This is a genomic window from Streptomyces venezuelae (assembly GCF_008642355.1).
Classification (GTDB): domain Bacteria; phylum Actinomycetota; class Actinomycetes; order Streptomycetales; family Streptomycetaceae; genus Streptomyces; species Streptomyces venezuelae_B.
Genome location: NZ_CP029193.1, coordinates 6,087,233 through 6,105,671, shown reverse-complemented (window position 1 = coordinate 6,105,671; position 18,439 = coordinate 6,087,233). Strand labels below are relative to the sequence as shown.

General features: G+C 67.4%; 13 protein-coding genes. 7 read left to right on the top strand and 6 right to left on the bottom strand.

Features of this window, described 5'->3' with window-relative positions:
* Positions 1 to 119: 119 nt before the first annotated feature.
* Positions 120 to 683 carry a hypothetical protein gene (locus tag DEJ47_RS28280; RefSeq protein WP_150172895.1) on the top strand — a complete coding sequence of 188 codons (564 nt, stop codon included), beginning with the start codon at positions 120 to 122 and terminating at the stop codon, positions 681 to 683.
* Here DEJ47_RS28280 and DEJ47_RS28275 read toward each other — a convergent pair whose 3' ends face one another.
* From DEJ47_RS28275 to eccD, 6 genes are all read right to left on the bottom strand, one after another.
* Positions 684 to 1,136 (bottom strand): hypothetical protein, encoded by a 453-nt coding sequence (locus tag DEJ47_RS28275; RefSeq protein WP_150172894.1) that lies wholly within the window; start codon positions 1,134 to 1,136, stop codon positions 684 to 686.
* A gap of 8 nt (positions 1,137 to 1,144) precedes the next feature.
* Positions 1,145 to 1,897, bottom strand: a complete 753-nt coding sequence (dapB, locus tag DEJ47_RS28270) for a 4-hydroxy-tetrahydrodipicolinate reductase (RefSeq protein ID WP_150172891.1) — start codon at positions 1,895 to 1,897, stop codon at positions 1,145 to 1,147.
* 45 nt (positions 1,898 to 1,942) lie between these two features.
* On the bottom strand, positions 1,943 to 3,322 hold the full coding sequence (locus DEJ47_RS28265; protein ID WP_150172889.1) for a M16 family metallopeptidase: 1,380 nt from the start codon (positions 3,320 to 3,322) through the stop codon (positions 1,943 to 1,945).
* Positions 3,319 to 5,535, bottom strand: a complete 2,217-nt coding sequence (locus DEJ47_RS28260) for a polyribonucleotide nucleotidyltransferase (RefSeq protein WP_150172887.1) — start codon at positions 5,533 to 5,535, stop codon at positions 3,319 to 3,321. Before DEJ47_RS28260 ends, DEJ47_RS28265 begins: the two co-directional genes overlap by 4 nt.
* 382 nt (positions 5,536 to 5,917) lie before the next feature.
* Entirely contained in the window at positions 5,918 to 6,205 is a 288-nt protein-coding gene (gene rpsO / locus DEJ47_RS28255) for a 30S ribosomal protein S15 (RefSeq protein ID WP_055568703.1), read from the bottom strand.
* A 239-nt stretch (positions 6,206 to 6,444) separates the two neighbouring features.
* Positions 6,445 to 7,914 (bottom strand): type VII secretion integral membrane protein EccD, encoded by a 1,470-nt coding sequence (eccD, locus tag DEJ47_RS28250; RefSeq protein WP_150172885.1) that lies wholly within the window; start codon positions 7,912 to 7,914, stop codon positions 6,445 to 6,447.
* A 162-nt stretch (positions 7,915 to 8,076) separates the two neighbouring features.
* On the opposite strand from eccD, the gene eccCa reads away from it, so the two are divergent.
* From eccCa to DEJ47_RS28220, 6 genes are all read left to right on the top strand, one after another.
* Complete coding sequence (gene eccCa / locus DEJ47_RS28245; RefSeq protein ID WP_150172883.1) at positions 8,077 to 12,036, top strand: type VII secretion protein EccCa; 3,960 nt, start codon at positions 8,077 to 8,079, stop codon at positions 12,034 to 12,036.
* 56 nt (positions 12,037 to 12,092) lie between these two features.
* Entirely contained in the window at positions 12,093 to 12,611 is a 519-nt protein-coding gene (locus DEJ47_RS28240) for a hypothetical protein (RefSeq protein WP_223828534.1), read from the top strand.
* A gap of 147 nt (positions 12,612 to 12,758) precedes the next feature.
* Entirely contained in the window at positions 12,759 to 14,306 is a 1,548-nt protein-coding gene (locus tag DEJ47_RS36610; RefSeq protein WP_223828533.1) for a hypothetical protein, read from the top strand.
* 17 nt (positions 14,307 to 14,323) lie between these two features.
* Positions 14,324 to 15,685, top strand: a complete 1,362-nt coding sequence (mycP, locus tag DEJ47_RS28230; protein WP_150172881.1) for a type VII secretion-associated serine protease mycosin — start codon at positions 14,324 to 14,326, stop codon at positions 15,683 to 15,685.
* A 32-nt stretch (positions 15,686 to 15,717) separates the two neighbouring features.
* Positions 15,718 to 16,140, top strand: coding sequence for a hypothetical protein (locus tag DEJ47_RS28225; RefSeq protein WP_190415604.1), 423 nt, complete (start codon positions 15,718 to 15,720; stop codon positions 16,138 to 16,140).
* A 20-nt stretch (positions 16,141 to 16,160) separates the two neighbouring features.
* A complete protein-coding gene (locus tag DEJ47_RS28220) occupies positions 16,161 to 18,437 on the top strand; it encodes a DUF6571 family protein (RefSeq protein ID WP_150172879.1) in 2,277 nt (758 codons plus the stop codon).
* Positions 18,438 to 18,439 lie beyond the last annotated feature (2 nt).

Sequence of the window (18,439 nt, the reverse complement as noted above, 5' to 3'; positions counted from 1 at the left end):
GGCGCCGACCATGATCGTCCGGCACTGACTCGTCCGGACCCCCAAGGGTGGTAGCAGGGGGCACGGCTCGATAGCCTCACCGGGCACAGCCCATGTGTGGATCGAGTGAGGATCAGCCCGTGCCCCTGCCCTTCCTGACCGCGGACCGCGCGTTCGACGACGCGGCGCACGACGCCGCGCTGCCCTTCGACGACCGCGATCACTGGCGCCGGCCCTACCGTCCGGGCCCCTGGCGCGTGGGCGCGGGCGCGGTCCTGCTGCTGCTCGCCTCGTTCGTCCTGTTCGCCGCCGTGATCATCGCGTTCGCGGACTCCCTGGCGGGCGCCGCCATCTGTGCGGGGCTCGCCGCCCTCATCATCGTGAGCGCCCTGCGGCTGCTGCGCATGGGCACCTGGGTCAGCGCCCACGGACTGCGCAGAGTCGGCTTCCTGACGACGCAGACGCTCGCGTGGGGGCAGATCTCCGCCGTGCGGACCGCGCAGCAGCCGGTGCGCTGGCTGGGGCTCCCCCGCACGGTCCAGGGCCAGGCACTCGTTCTCGTACGACGTGATCAGCAGCCGGCCGGACCGCAGCAGTTGCTCCTGACCGACCGGAACGCTGACTTCCTCGCGCGTCACGAGGCGTTCAACCGCGCGGCCGACTCCATCGAGGTGTGGGCCGACGAGTACCGGCCCACCGCCTGATCAGACGTTGACCGGCTTGCCCGCGTGCAGGGCGATGGCGCGCTGCATGGCCTTCCGCGCGCGGGGCGTGTCCCTGGCGTCGTGGTAGGCGACCGCCAGCCGGAACCAGCAGCGCCAGTCGTCCGGCGCGTCCTCGGTCTCGGCCTTCCGGCGGGCGAACACCTCGTCCGCCGAGTCGCGGTCGATGCGGCCCGCGGGAGTGCGCTTCAACTCGTCGACGGGCAGCCCGCCCTCGGCCTCCAGCTCGGCCGCGAGGCGGTTGGCGCGCTGGACGAACTGGGTGTTCTTCCAGAGGAACCAGATGCCGATGAACGGCAGGATGAGCACCGCGACACCGAAGGTGACGGTGAGCGCGGTGCCGTGCTTTATCAGGAGCACGCCGCGGCTTCCGACCAGGACGAAGTAGACGACCAGGACGGCAGCCGTGACGGCGTAGGTGATCTTCGCGCGCATGGCCCTGATCAGCCGAGGTCCAGGAAGTGTTCCAGGCCGAACGTGAGGCCCGGCGTGCTCACCACGCGGCGCGCGCCGAGCAGGATGCCCGGCATGAAGCTGCTGTGGTGCAGCGAGTCGTGACGCACGGTCAGGGTCTCGCCCTCGCCGCCGAGCAGGACCTCCTGGTGGGCGAGGAGACCGCGCAGGCGCACGGAGTGCACCGGCACACCGTCGACGTCCGCGCCGCGGGCGCCGTCCAGGGCCGTCGTCGTGGCGTCGGGCTGCGGGGCGCTGCCCGCTTCCCTGCGGGCCTCGGCGATGAGCTGGGCGGTGCGCGTGGCGGTGCCGCTGGGGGCGTCCGCCTTGTTCGGGTGGTGGAGCTCGACGACCTCGACGGACTCGAAGTACGGCGCCGCGATCTGCGCGAACTTCATCGTCAGGACCGCGCCGATGGAGAAGTTCGGGGCGATGAGCACGCCCGTCTCCGGGGATGCGGCCAGCGACGTGCGCAGCCGCGCGAGGCGCTCGTCGGTCCAGCCCGTCGTACCGACCACGGCGTGGATGCCGTGTCGTACGCAGAAGTCGAGGTTGTCCATCACCGAGTCGGGGTTGGTCAGCTCGACCGCGACCTGGGCACCCGCCTCGGTCAGCGACTCCAGCTTGTCGCCCCGGCCGAGGGCGGCGACCAGCTCCATGTCCTCGGCGGCCTCGACGGCCTTCACGGCCTCGGAGCCGATGCGGCCCTTGGCGCCGATGACCGCCACGCGCAGCTTGCTCATGTCCTTCATTCCTTCGAGGGGTATCGAGGTGGGCCCGTACGGAGACTAGGCGACCGCTTCGTGAAGGCGGGCCGCCTGCTTGTCCTTGAGCGGGCCGATGGCCGACAGGGACGGGCGGTGGCCGAGCACGTCGCGGGCCACTTCGCGCACGTCGTCGGGGGTGACCGCGGAGATCCTGGCCAGCATGTCGTCGACCGACATGTGCTCGCCCCAGCAGAGCTCGCTCTTGCCGATGCGGTTCATCAGGGCGCCGGTGTCCTCGAGGCCGAGGACGGTGGACCCGGAGAGCTGGCCGATGGCGCGGCCGATCTCGTCGTCCGTCAGACCGTGCTCGGCGACCTGGTCGAGCTCGTCACGGCAGATCTTCAGGACGTCGTGCACCTGGCTCGGGCGGCAGCCCGCGTACACGCCGAAGAGGCCCGTGTCGGCGAAGCCCGACGTGTACGAGTACACGCTGTAGGCCAGGCCGCGCTTCTCCCGTACCTCCTGGAAGAGGCGGGACGACATGCCGCCGCCGAGGGCCGTGTTCAGCACGCCCAGGGCCCAGCGGCGGTCGTCGGTGCGGGCCAGGCCCGGCATGCCGAGGATGACGTGGGCCTGCTCGGTCTTGCGGTTGACGACCTCGACGCGGCCGGCGGTGCGCAGATTGCGGGAGCCCTGGCGCGGGATCATCGGGGTCGCGTCGGTGTCGCGGAGGGCGCCGGCCTTCTCGAAGGCGGCGCGGACCTGGCGTACGACCTTGTTGTGGTCCACGTTGCCCGCGGCCGCGACCACCAGGTGGGTCGGGTCGTAGTGCTTCTTGTAGAAGCGGCGGATGCGGCCCGCGTCGAGGGCGTTGATCGTGTCGACGGTGCCGAGGACCGGGCGGCCGAGGGGCGTGTCGCCGAGCATCGTGTGCGCGAACAGGTCGTGCACGCAGTCGCCCGGGTCGTCCTCGGTCATCGCGATCTCTTCGAGGATGACGCCGCGCTCGGCGTCGACGTCCTCCTGGAGGATGAGGGAGCCCGTCAGCATGTCGCAGACGACGTCGATGGCGAGCGGCAGGTCCGTGTCGAGCACGCGCGCGTAGTAGCACGTGTACTCCTTCGCCGTGAAGGCGTTCATCTCGCCGCCGACCGCGTCGAGCGCGGCGGAGATGTCGAGGGCACTGCGCTTCTTGGTGCCCTTGAAGAGGAGGTGCTCCAGGTAGTGCGTGGCGCCGTTCAGGGAGGGGGTCTCGTCGCGGGAGCCGACGTTGGCCCAGATGCCGAAGGTGGCGGAGCGCACGGACGGCAGGGTCTCCGTGACGACGCGCAGGCCGCCGGGGAGGGTCGTCCTGCGGACGGTGCCGATGCCGTTCTCGCCCTTGATGAGGGTTTGGGTACGGGCGACGGCCCGCGCCTCCGAAGAGGTGCGGGCCGTCGTCGTGGTGCTACGCGACGTCACTTGTCGGTGTCGTCCTTCTGGTCTTCGCCCTCTTCGCCCTCGACGACGGGGATGAGGGAGAGCTTGCCGCGGGAGTCGATCTCGGCGATCTCGACCTGGACCTTCTGGCCCACCCCGAGGACGTCCTCGACGTTCTCCACGCGCTTGCCGCCGGCGAGCTTGCGGATCTGCGAGATGTGCAGCAGACCGTCCTTGCCCGGGAGCAGGGAGACGAACGCACCGAAGGTCGTCGTCTTCACGACGGTGCCCAGGTAGCGCTCGCCGACCTCCGGCATGGTCGGGTTGGCGATGCCGTTGATCGTGGCGCGGGCGGCCTCGGCGGCCGGGCCGTCGGCGGCACCGATGTAGATGGTGCCGTCGTCCTCGATCGTGATGTCGGCGCCGGTGTCCTCCTGGATCTGGTTGATCATCTTGCCCTTGGGGCCGATGACCTCACCGATCTTGTCCACCGGGATCTTGACGGTGATGATGCGCGGCGCGTTCGGGGACATCTCGTCCGGAACGTCGATGGCCTCGTTCATCACGTCGAGGATGTGCAGACGCGCGTCGCGGGCCTGCTTCAGCGCGGCGGCCAGGACCGAGGCGGGGATGCCGTCGAGCTTGGTGTCGAGCTGCAGCGCGGTCACGAACTGCTTCGTACCGGCGACCTTGAAGTCCATGTCACCGAAGGCGTCCTCCGCACCGAGGATGTCGGTGAGGGCGACGTAGTGCGTCTGGCCGTCGATCTCCTCGGAGATCAGACCCATGGCGATGCCGGCGACGGCGGCCTTCAGCGGCACACCGGCGTTCAGCAGCGACATCGTGGAGGCGCAGACCGAGCCCATGGACGTCGAGCCGTTGGAACCGAGGGCCTCGGAGACCTGACGGATCGCGTACGGGAACTCCTCGCGCGTGGGGAGCACCGGCACGATCGCGCGCTCGGCGAGCGCGCCGTGGCCGATCTCGCGGCGCTTCGGCGAACCGACGCGGCCGGTCTCGCCGACCGAGTACGGCGGGAAGTTGTAGTTGTGCATGTAGCGCTTGCGCGTCACCGGGGAGAGGGTGTCGAGCTGCTGCTCCATGCGGAGCATGTTGAGGGTGGTGACGCCCAGGATCTGGGTCTCGCCACGCTCGAACAGCGCCGAGCCGTGCACGCGCGGGATGGCCTCGACCTCGGCGGCCAGCGTACGGATGTCCGTGATGCCGCGGCCGTCGATGCGGACCTTGTCCTTGATGATGCGCTCGCGGACCAGCTTCTTGGTCAGCGCGCGGTAGGCACCGGAGATCTCCTTCTCGCGGCCCTCGAACTGCGGGAGCAGCTTCTCGGAGGCGATCTCCTTGACGCGGTCCAGCTCGGCCTCGCGCTCCTGCTTGCCGGCGATGGTGAGCGCCTGGGCGAGCTCGGTCTTGACCGCGGCGGTCAGGGCCTCGAGGACGTCGTCCTCGTAGTCCAGGAAGACCGGGAACTCGCCGGTGGGCTTGGCGGCCTTGGCGGCGAGGTCCGACTGGGCCTTGCAGAGGACCTTGATGAAGGGCTTCGCGGCCTCGAGACCGGCGGCCACGACCTCTTCGGTCGGCGCCTCGGCGCCGTCCTTCACGAGCTGGATGGTCTTCTCGGTGGCCTCGGCCTCGACCATCATGATCGCGACGTCGCCGTCCTCCAGGACGCGACCGGCGACGACCATGTCGAAGACGGCGTCCTCGAGCTCGGTGTGCGTCGGGAAGGCGACCCACTGGCCCTTGATGAGCGCCACGCGCGTGCCGCCGATCGGGCCCGAGAAGGGCAGGCCGGCCAGCTGCGTGGAGCAGGAGGCTGCGTTGATCGCGACGACGTCGTACAGGTGGTCGGGGTTGAGCGCCATGATCGTCTCGACGATCTGGATCTCGTTGCGCAGGCCCTTCTTGAAGGAAGGACGCAGCGGGCGGTCGATCAGGCGGCAGGTCAGGACCGCGTCCTCGGAGGGGCGGCCCTCACGACGGAAGAACGAACCGGGAATCTTGCCTGCGGCGTACTGCCGCTCCTCGACGTCCACCGTCAGGGGGAAGAAGTCGAGCTGGTCCTTGGGCCGCTTGGAAGCGGAGGTGGCCGACAGCACCATGGTGTCGTCGTCCAGGTACGCCACGGCGGAGCCGGCGGCCTGCTTGGCGAGGCGGCCCGTCTCGAAGCGGATGGTGCGGGTGCCGAACGTGCCGTTGTCGATGACGGCCTCGGCGTAGTGGGTCTCGTTCTCCACTGTTCTCCTACGTGTCTACGTTTCGTCGTCCCGCCTGGATCCCGTGTGGACCCGGGCGGTGTCCCGTTCGTCTGCGTCCACGCGTCGTGCGCGGGCGCCGGGACGGTGTGGAGAAGCGCGCCGTGGTTGCGGGCCGGTCTTCGATCGAAGCACCCGGGGATGTCTCCCGGGGGCCACTACCGAGGACCGGCGGCGGCTGGTGCGCCTCTCCCTCGTGGGGGTTTTTCGTTTGTACGTCGTTCTCGCCGCCCCCGGGATTCTCTTGCCCCGGAGACGTGCGTATGTCACCAGACTACAAAGCGTCGGTGACAGCGCGCATGTACAGCAAAGGGAGCGGCCCCCTTCGAGTGCTTCGAGTGGGAACCGCTCCCTTCACGCCGTCTTACTTGGCGCCCGCCGCGCCGCGGCGGATGCCCAGGCGCTCGACCAGCGCACGGAAGCGCTGGATGTCCTTCTTGGCCAGGTACTGCAGCAGGCGGCGACGCTGACCGACCAGGATCAGCAGACCACGACGCGAGTGGTGGTCGTGCTTGTGGGTCTTGAGGTGCTCGGTCAGGTCCGAGATGCGGCGAGAGAGCAGCGCCACCTGAACCTCGGGGGAGCCGGTGTCGCCCTCCTTCTGGCCGAACTCGGTCATGATCTGCTTCTTCGTAGCGGCGTCGAGCGACACGCGTACTCCTCGTGATGTCTTCGAGTGCCTCCGAGTGCCCCTGGTCTACGTCTCAGGGGGGCTTCCGTGACTCGGGAGGCGGGGATGAGCCGTCGGGCGCGAGTCCAGGTCCTTGTGTGGGCCCGGGATCCGGATCCCTGGGGATTCGGGGGTGCGCATACAGACGGTCGTTTCACAGGGTACCAGTCTGCTTGTGGGGGGTTTGCCCGGGGTGATCGCGGCGCTGCCCCGGGAGCCCCTCAGCTGGTCAGGGACCGAGCGGCGCTGTAGACGTCGAGCACGGCCAGGCACAGCGGGACCAGGGAGAGCAGTATCGCCGATTCCGTGAGGTCGAGGAAGCGGCCCCAGAAGGGAGAGAGCCCCTTCGTCGGAATGATCAGGGCGATGGCCGTCAGCAGGGCACACCCCAGTGCGATGGCGGCCGTGAGCCAGACCGCGCGCAGCTCCAAGGGGCCGCTGTCGCCGTGCAGGGTCAGCTCACCCAGGGCGTCGCCCGGCGGATTCAGGGCCAGGCCGACGAGCAGGAGGGCGATGGCCGTGATGCCCGCCACGAGGGCGCACACGACTTGCGAGGTGTAGCGGAAGAGGCGGGCTCGCAGCAGCATCGCCAGGCCTGTGGCGAGCGCGAGGAGCTGCCCCCAGACGTCCTTCGAGAAGCCGAGGACGACGGCCGACCCCACGACGACGGAGGCCGATCCTGCGACCAGGCCGAGCAGCAGCTCGTGGCCGCGCCGAGCCTGGGCCGCGATGCGGCCCGCGTCGAGGGGGCCGGGGTCGACGGTCGGGTTCAGGTCGGCGTCGAAGTCCTCCTGCACGGAGCTCCGCGGCGAGGCGTAGCCGATGGGCAGCCTGGCGAAGCGGGAGGACAGGCCGGGCAGGAACGCGACGAGGGCGATGGTCACGGGGGCGGTGACGGCGGCGGCGTCCGTCGGTGTGGCTTCGGCGGTGATCGCGACGAAGGTCGCCAGGGCGCCGGCCGCCGACAGGAACGTGGCGGCCACGAAGGGGGCGTCGCTGCCCGGGGAGACCACGACGAGCAGGACCGACGCCACGAGCACAGTGACGCAACCGAGCAGGAACTGCAGTCGGCCGGGTCCCTGGCCCGCGTCCGGGGCGATGAGTCCCGATCCGGCGATGAGGAGGAGCGGCAGGGCGGCGAGGCCCATGACGGCGCCGACGGCACGGTCCTCGTAGACACGCACGCGTACACCGGCGAAGGCCATGAGGAGCAGGCCCATGCCGCCCGCGACGATGCCCGGCAGTCCGTGCATGTCGTGGCGCACGGGGTCGGCGTACCAGAGCACGAAGGCCATCAGGAGCAGGACCAGGAAACTGCCGGTCAGGCCGGCGCCGCGCAGCAGCGCGTCTCGCCACAGCCTGCGGTCCTTGACCACGGCAGTGGCGACCGCGTCCGCCACGTCGTCGTACACGGCGGGCGGCAGCGACATGGCGAAGGGCCGCAGGCTGAGCACCTCGCCGTCGAGGACCCGCTGCGCGGCGAGCGTCCGGGCGCCGTCCAGGACGGTGCCGTTCTGGCGTACGAGGTTGTAGCCGGTCGGGGTCCCGGCCGGCTGCGTCTGGCGAGTCAGCCGGAGAACCTCCGGGTAGATGTCGGCCACGGCGATGTCCTCCGGCAGAGCGACATCGATACGGCTGTCGGGCGCGACGACAGTGACCCTGCAGAAACCGGTCGCTGCGGGCGAACTCACCTTGCATGACCCCCTGATTCGCGGTTGCGCACCGTGCGCGCGTCACCCTACCGCTACGCGCTGTCAGTGCCTGCACATAGGATCACCCGGGTGCGGAGCGAGACCGCACCGATGAGGCGGCGGTATGGAACTGCCCGTCCGCATAGGGGGATTGATGCTCCGGTGAGTCAGATCGTCATCAAGCGCCCGCCGCGCGCACTGCCACCCGAAGTGCCCCGTGATGAGCTGCAATTGGCGCCTCCGCCGGAGCTTCCGCGCGGGCAGCAGGAGGGCGTGCTGATGCAGGTCCTGCCGACGCTCGGCATGGGCTCGTCGGTGGTCTTCTTCTTCGCGTCGCCCAACGCTCATCCGTTCATGCGGATCATGGGCGTGGTGATGCTGGTGTCGACGGTCGCGATGGTCGTCGCCCAGGTCGTCCGGTACCGGCGCGGTACGCAGGGGCAAATGGCCGACGTGCGCCGCGACTACCTCAAGTACCTCGCGCAGACCCGACGTACGGTGCGGCGCACCGCCCTCAAGCAGCGTGACGCGCAGTTCTATCTGCACCCTGCCCCGGAGCAGCTGTGGTCGGTGGTCGCCGAGGGGAGCCGGGTGTGGGAACGCCGCATCGGGGACGCGGACTTCGGGCAGGCACGGGTGGGCCTGGGGCCGCAGCAACTGGCCACTCCCCTGGTCGCGCCCGAAACGGCGCCGGTCGACGAGCTGGAGCCGCTGGCGGCGGGGGCGATGCAGCAGTTCCTCGCCGTGCACAGCTCGCTCGACGGGCTGCCGGTCGCGGTCTCGATGCGCGCCTTCTACCACTTGACGGTCTCCGGGGAGCCGGAGTCGGCGCAGGGCATCGCACGCTCGCTGGTCGCTCAACTGGCGACCCTGCACGGCCCGGCGGACCTGGTGGTGGCGGTGATCGCGGCCCCCGGTGCCGTCGGGCGATGGGACTGGACGAAGTGGCTCCCCCATTGCCAGGTGCCGGGGCAGGTCGACGGCGCCGGTGCGAAGCGCCTCTTCGGCGACGACCTCGGTGAGCTGGAGCAGCTCCTCGCCGACCGTCTCGACGGGCGGCCACGCTTCAGCCGGGACGGGCAGCCCGTACTCGACCAGCCGCACCTCGTGGTCGTACTGGACGGCGGCATGGTGCCGCCGACGTCCGCGTTCGCCGCGCCGGAAGGCCTGCAGGGCGTGACGATCATCGAGGTGGTCACGGGAGAGCTGGACGAGCCTCGCGGGGGCCTGTCCGTGGTGGCCCGGCCGGGCAAGCTGCTCCTGGAGTCGACCGGTGGCGTCGCCTACGAAGGCGTACCGGACACGTTGTCGCTGCCCGCCGCGGAGGCGCTGGCGCGACAGTTGGCGCCGCTGCGGATGGGCGGGGGCGATGACGACGAACCGTTGCTGGCCAACCTGGACTTCACCGATCTGCTGAATCTGGGGGACGCGGGGTCGGTGGACGTCACGCGCACGTGGCGGCCCCGTTCCACGGCGGAGCGGCTCCGTGTCCCCATCGGGGTGGGCGAGGACGGCCGGCCGGTGATGCTGGACCTGAAGGAGGCGGCGCAAGAGGGCATGGGCCCGCACGGCCTGTGCGTGGGGGCCACGGGTTCGGGCAAGTCCGAGCTGTTGCGCACGCTGGTCCTTGGACTGGCCGTGACCCACTCCTCCGAGACCTTGAACTTTGTCCTCGCAGACTTCAAGGGCGGTGCGACGTTCGCCGGGATGTCGGACATGCCGCACGTCGCGGCGGTCATCACGAACCTCTCGGACGACCTCACTCTCGTGGACCGCATGGGTGACGCGATCCGCGGTGAACTCCAGCGCCGTCAGGAGCTGCTGCGGTCGGCGGGCAACTACGCGAACATGCACGACTACGAGAAGGCGCGCGCCGCTGGTGCACCGCTGGCTCCCCTGGCGTCACTCGTCCTGGTGATCGACGAGTTCAGCGAACTGCTGACGGCCAAGCCGGATTTCATCGACATGTTCATCCAGATCGGCCGCATCGGCCGGTCTCTCGGCGTGCACCTGCTGCTCGCCTCGCAGCGCCTGGAGGAGGGCAAGCTGCGCGGGCTCGACACGTACCTGTCGTACCGCGTCGGACTGCGCACCTTCTCCGCTTCGGAGTCCCGTACGGCGCTGGGCGTGCCGGACGCCTACCACCTGCCGTCCGTGCCGGGCTCCGGCTACCTGAAGTTCGGTACGGACGAAATGACCCGCTTCAAAGCGGCGTACGTCTCCGGGGTGTACCGCGCGGGAGGCGCGGACCCGGCGTCGGCCCGGCTGCCCATCGATCGCCGGCCCGCGCTCTTCACGGCGGCTCCGGTCGCGGCGACGTACACGGTTCCGGACGCGGGTGTGCCCCCCGCGTCCTCCCGAAGGGAGGACGACGCGCTGGCCGACACCGTGCTCGATGTCGTGGTGCGCCGCCTCGAGGGGCAGGGCGTGCCGGCGCACCAGGTGTGGCTGCCGCCGCTGGACGAGGCCCCCACGCTGGACCAGCTGCTGCCGCGGCTCACGGTGTCTCCGGAGCGGGGCCTGCACGCCGGTGACTACACCCGCCCCGGGGGCCTGGTCGTCCCCCTGGGCCTGGTCGACAAGCCCTTCGAGCAGAAGCGCGAGGTGCTGTACAGCGACTTCTCGGGTGCGGCGGGCAACATGGTGGTGGTCGGCGGTCCGCAGTCGGGAAAGTCGACGCTGCTGCGTACGTTGATCACGTCGTTCGCGCTGACCCACACCGCGCACGAAGTGCAGTTCTACTGCCTGGACTTCGGCGGTGGCGGTCTGGCCTCCGTCGCCGATCTGCCACACGTGGGAGGGGTGGCCTCCCGGCTCGACCCGGAGCGGGTGCGGCGCGCGGTGGCGGAGGTCGCCGGTGTCCTGAACCGCCGCGAGGCCTTCTTCCGTGCCAACGGCATCGACTCGATCACCACCTACCGGCGCCGGCGCGCGGCAGGGCAACTTCCGGGTGAGGCGTGGGGTGACGTCTTCCTCGTCATCGACGGGTGGGGAAGCTTCAAGAACGACTACGACATGCTCGAGGGCGTCGTCAACGACATCGCCGGACGCGGTCTCGGATACGGCATCCATGTCGTCGTATCCGCGTCGCGCTATATGGAGGTGCGGGCGGCGCTCAAGGACCAGATGCTCGGACGCCTGGAGCTGCGTCTCGGTGACGTCATGGACTCGGAATTCGACCGCAAGGTTGCCATGAACGTGCCCGCGGGGGTGCCCGGCCGCGGCCAGGTGCCGGAGAAGCTGCACTTCATGACGGCGATGCCGCGCGTCGACTCCTCGCCTGATCCGGCGGGGCTTTCCGATGCGACGGCCCAGTTGGTTGAAACAGTGAAAAGCAACTGGCAAGGACCCGCGGCCCCGACGGTGCGACTGCTGCCGCGCAAACTCCCGGCCGATCAGCTGCCGAAGGGATTCGAGTTCCCGCAGCACGGCGTCGCCATCGGTATCGACGAGACGAACCTGGAACCGGTCTTCGTCGATTTCGAGACAGATCCCTTCTTCCTGGTCTTCGGCGAAAGCGAATCGGGCAAGACGAACCTGCTCCGCCTGATCGCGAAGCAGATCGCGGAGAGGTACACGCCCGCGCAGGCCCGCATCGTCGTCGGTGACTACCGGCGCACCATGCTGGAGGCGGTGTCGGAGGACCACCTGCTGGAGTACGCGCCGATGGCGTCGGCCATGGACGTCCACATGAACGCCATCGCCACGTTCATGGAGAAGCGGGCGCCGAAGCCCGACATCACTCCGCAGCAGCTGCGTGATCGAAGCTGGTGGAACGGCCCGGAACTGTTCGTCATCATCGACGACTACGAACTGGTGGCCACCAACTCCACCAACCCGCTGAGCGTGTTGGTCGAACATTTGCCCTTCGCGCGCGACGTCGGCGTCAAGTTCATCATCGCGCGCAGCTCCGCCGGCGCATCGCGCTCGATGTACGAGTCCTTCATGCAGCGGGTGAAGGAACTGGGCGCGCAGGGCGTGTTGTTGTCGGGCGATCCGAGCGAAGGAGACATCCTCGGAAATGTCCGCGCACGCCCGATGCCGCCGGGCCGCGGAACCTTCGTGTCGCGAAAGCGCGGGACCGCCCTGATTCAAGTGGGGCGGCTACCCGACCACTACTAGAGTGCGTGCTGGTTACATGACTGGACTTGAGTACACGGCTCAACGGGGAGGCAGGCGTGGGGAGTTCGAGCGGGGGCGGCGGCGGGACGCCGGATACGGGCAAGTCCTTCGACACCCTTTACGGCGTAAACCCGCAAATGGCGCTGGACATCCAGGCCAGTGCGATGAAGGGCTTCAAAAAGCGCGTCGACGACCTGCTCACCGAGCTCGAGGGTTCCGAGGCGGCGCCGGGCAGAGTCGGAGCCGACCGGCTGTCGCGGGGGCAGCTCGGTTCGGCGGACTTCAAAGAGGCACAGTTCCTCTACGACTCGTACGCCGTCGTGCACGACGAGCTGGAGAAGCTCTCGAAGGCGTTGGGCGCCCAGATCGAGGGGCTGGGGCTCGCGGTCCATGCGTCGCGGGTGGGCTACGACAACCTTGAGGACGATATTCGGGCGCGGATGAAGGCGATCAACGCGGAGGCGGAGAAGTACTACGAACCGGATCGGGATCCGTATGTGCGGGGGCCGGGCGGCTCGGGCTCCGGCTCTGATGGTTCCGGTCCGAAGGCGACGGAGAAGGACACGGCGCTTTGATGACCGTACGGGGACGAGGACCAGGACCAGGACCAGGTCGAGCGCTGAGACGGGGACGAGAACGAGGACGGGGAACGGGGGTACAAAGCAATGGCTGAAGGATCCAAGGGCGGCACGCCGAAGCTCGCGCACACGGACTTCGAGTCCATGACGCACGAGCAGCTGCTCGCGCTGGTGGAGTCCGCCAGTCCGGAGGGCGCTTCCCAGCTCGCCGGGAAGCTGGGCAAGGCCGCGTCGACGATCACCAAGATCGGCGACGACCTCATGACCTACACGAAGGGCCTGCACTGGCAGGGCGAGGGCGGCGACGCCTTCCGCACGTGGGGCACGCAGTCGGCGAGCGCCACGCTGTACCTCGGGCAGTACAGCGAGGTCGCGTCGCGCTGGATGGGTGTGGTGGCCGAGGCGATCGCCGAGGCGAAGGCGTCGATGCCGCCGGCTTCGGACACGACGCAGGCCAAGGCGGACCTGCGCGCCGCCAACAAGAGCGTGGACGCCGCCCGGAAGGCCCATAACGATCCCGACGCCGCTAAAGTCACCCGCGACTCCAAAGCGGACGCGGCGGCGGCACAGAAGCGGATCGAGGCGGCGCACGCTGAGGCGGTTCAGCGGATGCGGAAGTTGGCACAGACGTATCAGCAGTCCGCGCAGCAGGTGAATGGGGTGACGCCGCCTACGTTCGCCCCGCCGGCGAGCCATGCGGAGAATCCCGGTGAGTGGGTGCGGCCCCAGAACTACGAAACAGTACCGGGCTCGGGAAGCGCTCATTCCGGCGGTGCTGCGGCTTCCGGGCCCTCCATCGCCGGAGGAGGCCCCGGCGGAGACGGCCCCGCTTCCGGCGGAGGTCCCGGTCCGGTCGGCGGCGGTCCCGCTCCAGTCGGCCGTCATCCGGTCCCTGGCGGCATTCCCGAGAACAATCCCGTATCCACGCCGCCAACTGCTCCTCCGCCCTCCCCTGAGCCCGCCGCCATGGGGATTGACCGCGTGACGCTCCCCCAGGCCCCGCACGTTCCGGATGGCCCGCCGTCTTCTGTCCCTCCCACCGGCCGTCCTGAAGGCACGACTCCCCCCGCCCCGGGCACCGCACCGCCTCCGTTCAATCCGAGCCCGAGCAACCCGGGGCCCAGCGCGCCACTGCCGAACCGTCCCACTCCAGGAGTGCGGCCACCGGCCGTTCCAGGCCTGACAGGTCCCACCAACGGCCTGGGCAACCGCCTCCCCCGGGATCCCGGCGTCATCGGCGGCCGTCCGGTCCCGCCCAACGCAGGGCGCCCGACGCCCGGGATCCCTCGCAGCAACGTGTTCGGCGGTGACCACATGCAGGGTCGTCCGTCCATGGGCATGGGTACGGGGGCCGGACTCGGGGCCGGTGGGACGGGCCCCGCCCGTACGGGCCCTGTCGGAGGTCGACGCCTCACGGGAGAGCCGGGCGGTACGGTCGGTCGGCAGCTTTCTCAGCCTGGCCGGGTGGGCGGGCGTCCCTTCACTCCGGGGGGTACGGGGCTCGTACGAGGATCCACCTCAGGTGAGCCGTCCCGCCCGGCCGCGGCGGGACGCCCGGCTCCGGTGCCCTCCAACACCCGCAGTAATTCCTCTCGCGACGAGGATCGGCGCGACAGGCCGAACTACCTCGCCGAAGAGGAAGAGACCTGGCAACCCAACCGACGTCGTATCGTCCCGCCAGTCGTCGAGTGACCTGACAAGGAACGCAGATGCCCATCAGTCGGAAGAGCATCGTCCTCTCCAAGGTCGCTCTGTCAGCGGCACTGGGATTCCTCTTGACGAGCGTCGCGGCGACGCCTGCGCACGCCGACAGTGTTCGTTCCCGCCAGTGGCACCTTGACGCCATGCGGGCCGATGAGATGTGGGAGACCAGCACCGGTCGTGGGATCACCGTCGCAGTCATCGACTCCGGAGTCGATGGAACGATCGCCGACCTGCGTGGTCAGGTGTTGGACGGGAGGGACTTCTCCAGCCTTGCGGGAGACGAGCACACGGACGATGCCAACCACGGCACTGGCACAGCGGCCCTCATCGCGGGAACAGGCGCTCGAGGCGGGAGGGCGGGCTCATTCGGCCTGGCTCCGGACTCCAAGATCTTGCCCATCAGGATGTCCTACGGGTCCGAGCGCTCCCGGCAGGGGGCACAACTGTCGGGCTACTCCCGTGACATGGCGAAGGCCATTCGCTACGCCGCAGATTCACGGGCTCAGATCCTGAACATTTCCATGGCGGCAGCCAACCATCGTGGCTTCAAGAATGTGGACACTCCCGAACTGACGGCTGCGGTCAAGTACGCGCTCAGCAAAGGGAAGCTGATCTTTGCCGGGGTCGGCAATGACGCCGCCAAGGGCAACCCACTGATGTACCCGGCGGCGACTCCTGGCGTGGTCGGAGTCGGCGCGATCGACCGCAAGATCAAGCGGACCAAGGAATCGCAATGGGGCCCGCAGGTCGACATGGTGGCGCCCGGGGACGACATCTGGAACGCGTGCACCGGCGGCACCAAGGTATGCAGCGGTAGCGGGACCAGCGCGAGTACGGCCCTCGCCTCCGCCTCCGCCGCCCTCATCTGGTCCAAGCACCCCGACTGGACGAACAACCAGGTCCTGCGGGTCATGATCAACACGATGCAGGGCAACGACGAGGGGTGGAGCCGGGACGACTCGGTCGGATATGGGGCGGTGCGACCTCGTGTCGCACTCAAGAACCCGGGTGATCCCGGGCCGGCCGACAAGTACCCGTTGCCGGACCTGGCAGCGGCGGTCAAGTCACCCGCGCCCAAGGTGTCTGAGACCAGCGGTGCCCCAGAGAGCATTCAGGAGAACGAGTTGGCTGCGCCAGCGCCGGCGAAAGACGACGACAACAGCGCTCTCTGGATCTCTATGGGTCTCGGCGCCGCCATGCTCGCCGGAACCGCGGTCATCGTTGCTCGCGTCCGCTCACGACAACGTGACTCCACACAGCGCGATTCTTTCACCACCGCTCCGTCGCAGCCCGCGGGGCCGGACTCTCACTCCTCTCCACCCTACGGTCCACCGTCGGGCCCAGATCAGATGCATCGACCTCACTGACCGTTGCCATTTCTCACCCTCACGAGAGAGCCATGTCGTTCGAAGAAGAGTGGGCTACAGCCCGATCCACAGCTGTGTCCGAGACAAGGATGCGGCTCAACGCCGTGGACGACGGGAGCGGCAATCGCGGACTAGGCCGGGGGCTCAAGGTCACTTCCAGCGTTCTCAATCAACGAGCAGATAAAGCCGACATCGTTCGTGAGGACTTCCTCAAGGCGGATAACGCGGCCATGACCGAGACAGCCCAGGTCGGCCCCAGCCTAAAGGGATTTGAATCTGGTCCGGCGTTCGCGAACTTTATCGATAGATGGAAAAGCCAAATGGCGTACGTCGAAAAGCTTGTCCAGAACGATGTGGCTGGAGCACTTCGCAGGAGCGCTCAAACCTTCACGGAACGGGAGAAGAAGGAAAGAGATCGAGCCAGGAATGAGCATCAAGGTCAGGATCTCAAGTAAGCGGGAAGAAAAAGGGCCGCATGCTGGACTATGAAACGCTGCTACACGCGAACTTCTCCGAACTTTCCCAGGCCGTTGCCAAGTGGAGCAAGCTTCCTGAAAAGTTCAGGAAGATCAGCACACAGTACAGCAATACGGTAGAAAAAGGCCTGCAAGGATCTGACTGGGATGGCGAAGCCGCAGCAGCCGCCGTGGAGAAGCTCAAGTACGTGGAACGGCAGATCGATCACGCCGCCGACGAGGCCCAGGACGTACACAAGCTATTCGACGATGCGTATGAGGTTTTCACCCATGCGCAAACGCGGCTGCGCACGATCAAGCGAGATATCGACAAAGACGAGTATCTGTCGATTCGGCCCGACGGTGAAGTCTATATGGACCCGCCGAAGGATTTCCCACCGGACCAGCTGGGAATGCTCAATAAGAGCTATCGGGAAACCATCCAAGCTTACCGAGGTAATATTCAGACACACATCAATGCCGCTCAAGAGGCCGATGAGGCCTTGGCGTGGGTGCTCAATCAAGACCACAATGGGCGCAAGAAGGGGTTCGACTCCAACGCGTACCACAGCATCGCCGACGCCAAGAAGGGGCGCGAAAAGGTTCTGCGCGACCTCAAGGAACTCGAGGAACTCACCGGCGCGAAGAGTGAACTCGCGCTCGCCGGCGCGCACGACTCTCTGGACACGGCCACCCTGAAGAGGGTCAATGCGATCTTCGCTCACCACGAGGGTGATCCCTATTTCGCAGAGAAATTTGCAACCCGCACCGGCGCCAAAGGAACTCTGGAACTGTGGACCCGGATTGCCGACCGGAAACAGTTTGGCGACGATCAGACCAAGATCTCCGCTCAGATTCAGAAGTCCCTTGGCTACACTTTGGCCACCGCCTCACACTCGGATAGCGATGCCATGGGTCGATGGAAAAAGGACATGATCGAGCTTGGCCACAAGCCTGTCACATATCTCGATATGAGCACCTCGTCGACCACCGAGGGACCTCGAGGTTTTCAGGTAATGAGCAGCTTGATGCGCCATGGTGAATACGATAAGGGCTTCCTCGACAAGTACGGCGACAAGCTGATTTCTTTTGAGAAGGACAGCAAGGAGAAGCCGACAGATCTATGGAACCATGACGTTTTCCTGAACTTCGGTTCTGGAACCGACCATGGACTGGATCCTATGGCTGGCTACATGGAAGCGCTCGGACATAACCCGGAGGCTGCGAAGGAGAGGTTCTACTCCAAAGGTTGGGAAGATCACGACAAGCTCGACGCAGACCTCAAATATATGCTCAAGGACCGCGAATGGCCGGATGGGAACCCACTCGCTCAGAATAAGCGCGGTTTTGGGTATGACGAACTCGGTCATGCGCTGGAGGCGGCAACGCTGGGGGCACCCTACGACCGCCCGGATCTGGGTCTCCACCGAGACGAAACCACTGCCAATATCATGTCGCAGGTCGTCCACACCGTTGCACAGGACCAAAACTTCCTGGAAAATAAAACCGGCCTCGGTAACAGCCTCGCCAAAATGGGAGCTGGTTACATGGACGATCTCAACTGGGCCGTATCAAACTTTACGCAGGGTGAAGACGGGCAGAGTCTGCGCGATAAGGCGTTCAATCATGACGATTCAGGCAAGCACATCGGGCTGAAGCACGAGACGGCTTCCGCCTTTTTGGCCAATGTCGGTCAACATGCCGGGAACTATGAAATTCTCTCCGCCGCGCAGCGTGAGTACACCGTGAGCGCACTCAAAGCCCATGAGGCGCCTGATGCGGTACTGGGAACTGCAATCGAGACCGGCGCCAAAACGCATGGAATTCTGGACCAAGCCCGCGTGAGCGAGATCAATAAAGTTTACGGCGAGGCCACAGACGCAGCCAATCAGAAGCTTGCCGAGGCAGCCGAGTGGAAGAAGTTCGGAGTAAGTCAAGGTGTTGGCCTGGGAGTTGGGCTAGCTGTTCTACCCTTTGGTGGGCCCACCACGTCCGCCGCGGTGGCATTTGCAGTGCCCAGCCTCGTAGAAAGCCTTGGGGGCGCAATCGAAACGAGTCAGAGCAACGCCATCGACCGGGAGGTGGCCAAGCAAGAGGCCGACTTCGACCACAAGGAAGTGATGACCAAGAGCGAGTTCGTGAACGCAGGCAGGGCACGATCAGGTGACCCTCTGGAAGCATATGTCGCGGCGCATCCGAACGTGGAGGGGACCGACTGGCACACGGATATGCGGAGAAATATTGAATTGAAGTACAACGCGGGTGACAACGAGACGGACCAGACCGATGCGGATTAACC

Bases quoted from the DNA above. Each gene is read 5' to 3' on its own strand.
- DEJ47_RS28220 (WP_150172879.1), top strand. From the start codon at position 16,161: ATGCTGGACTATGAAACGCTGCTACACGCGAACTTCTCCGAACTTTCC.
- dapB (WP_150172891.1), bottom strand. From the start codon at position 1,897: ATGAGCAAGCTGCGCGTGGCGGTCATCGGCGCCAAGGGCCGCATCGGC.
- mycP (WP_150172881.1), top strand. From the start codon at position 14,324: ATGCCCATCAGTCGGAAGAGCATCGTCCTCTCCAAGGTCGCTCTGTCA.
- DEJ47_RS28275 (WP_150172894.1), bottom strand. From the start codon at position 1,136: ATGCGCGCGAAGATCACCTACGCCGTCACGGCTGCCGTCCTGGTCGTC.
- DEJ47_RS36610 (WP_223828533.1), top strand. From the start codon at position 12,759: ATGACGCACGAGCAGCTGCTCGCGCTGGTGGAGTCCGCCAGTCCGGAG.
- DEJ47_RS28225 (WP_190415604.1), top strand. From the start codon at position 15,718: ATGTCGTTCGAAGAAGAGTGGGCTACAGCCCGATCCACAGCTGTGTCC.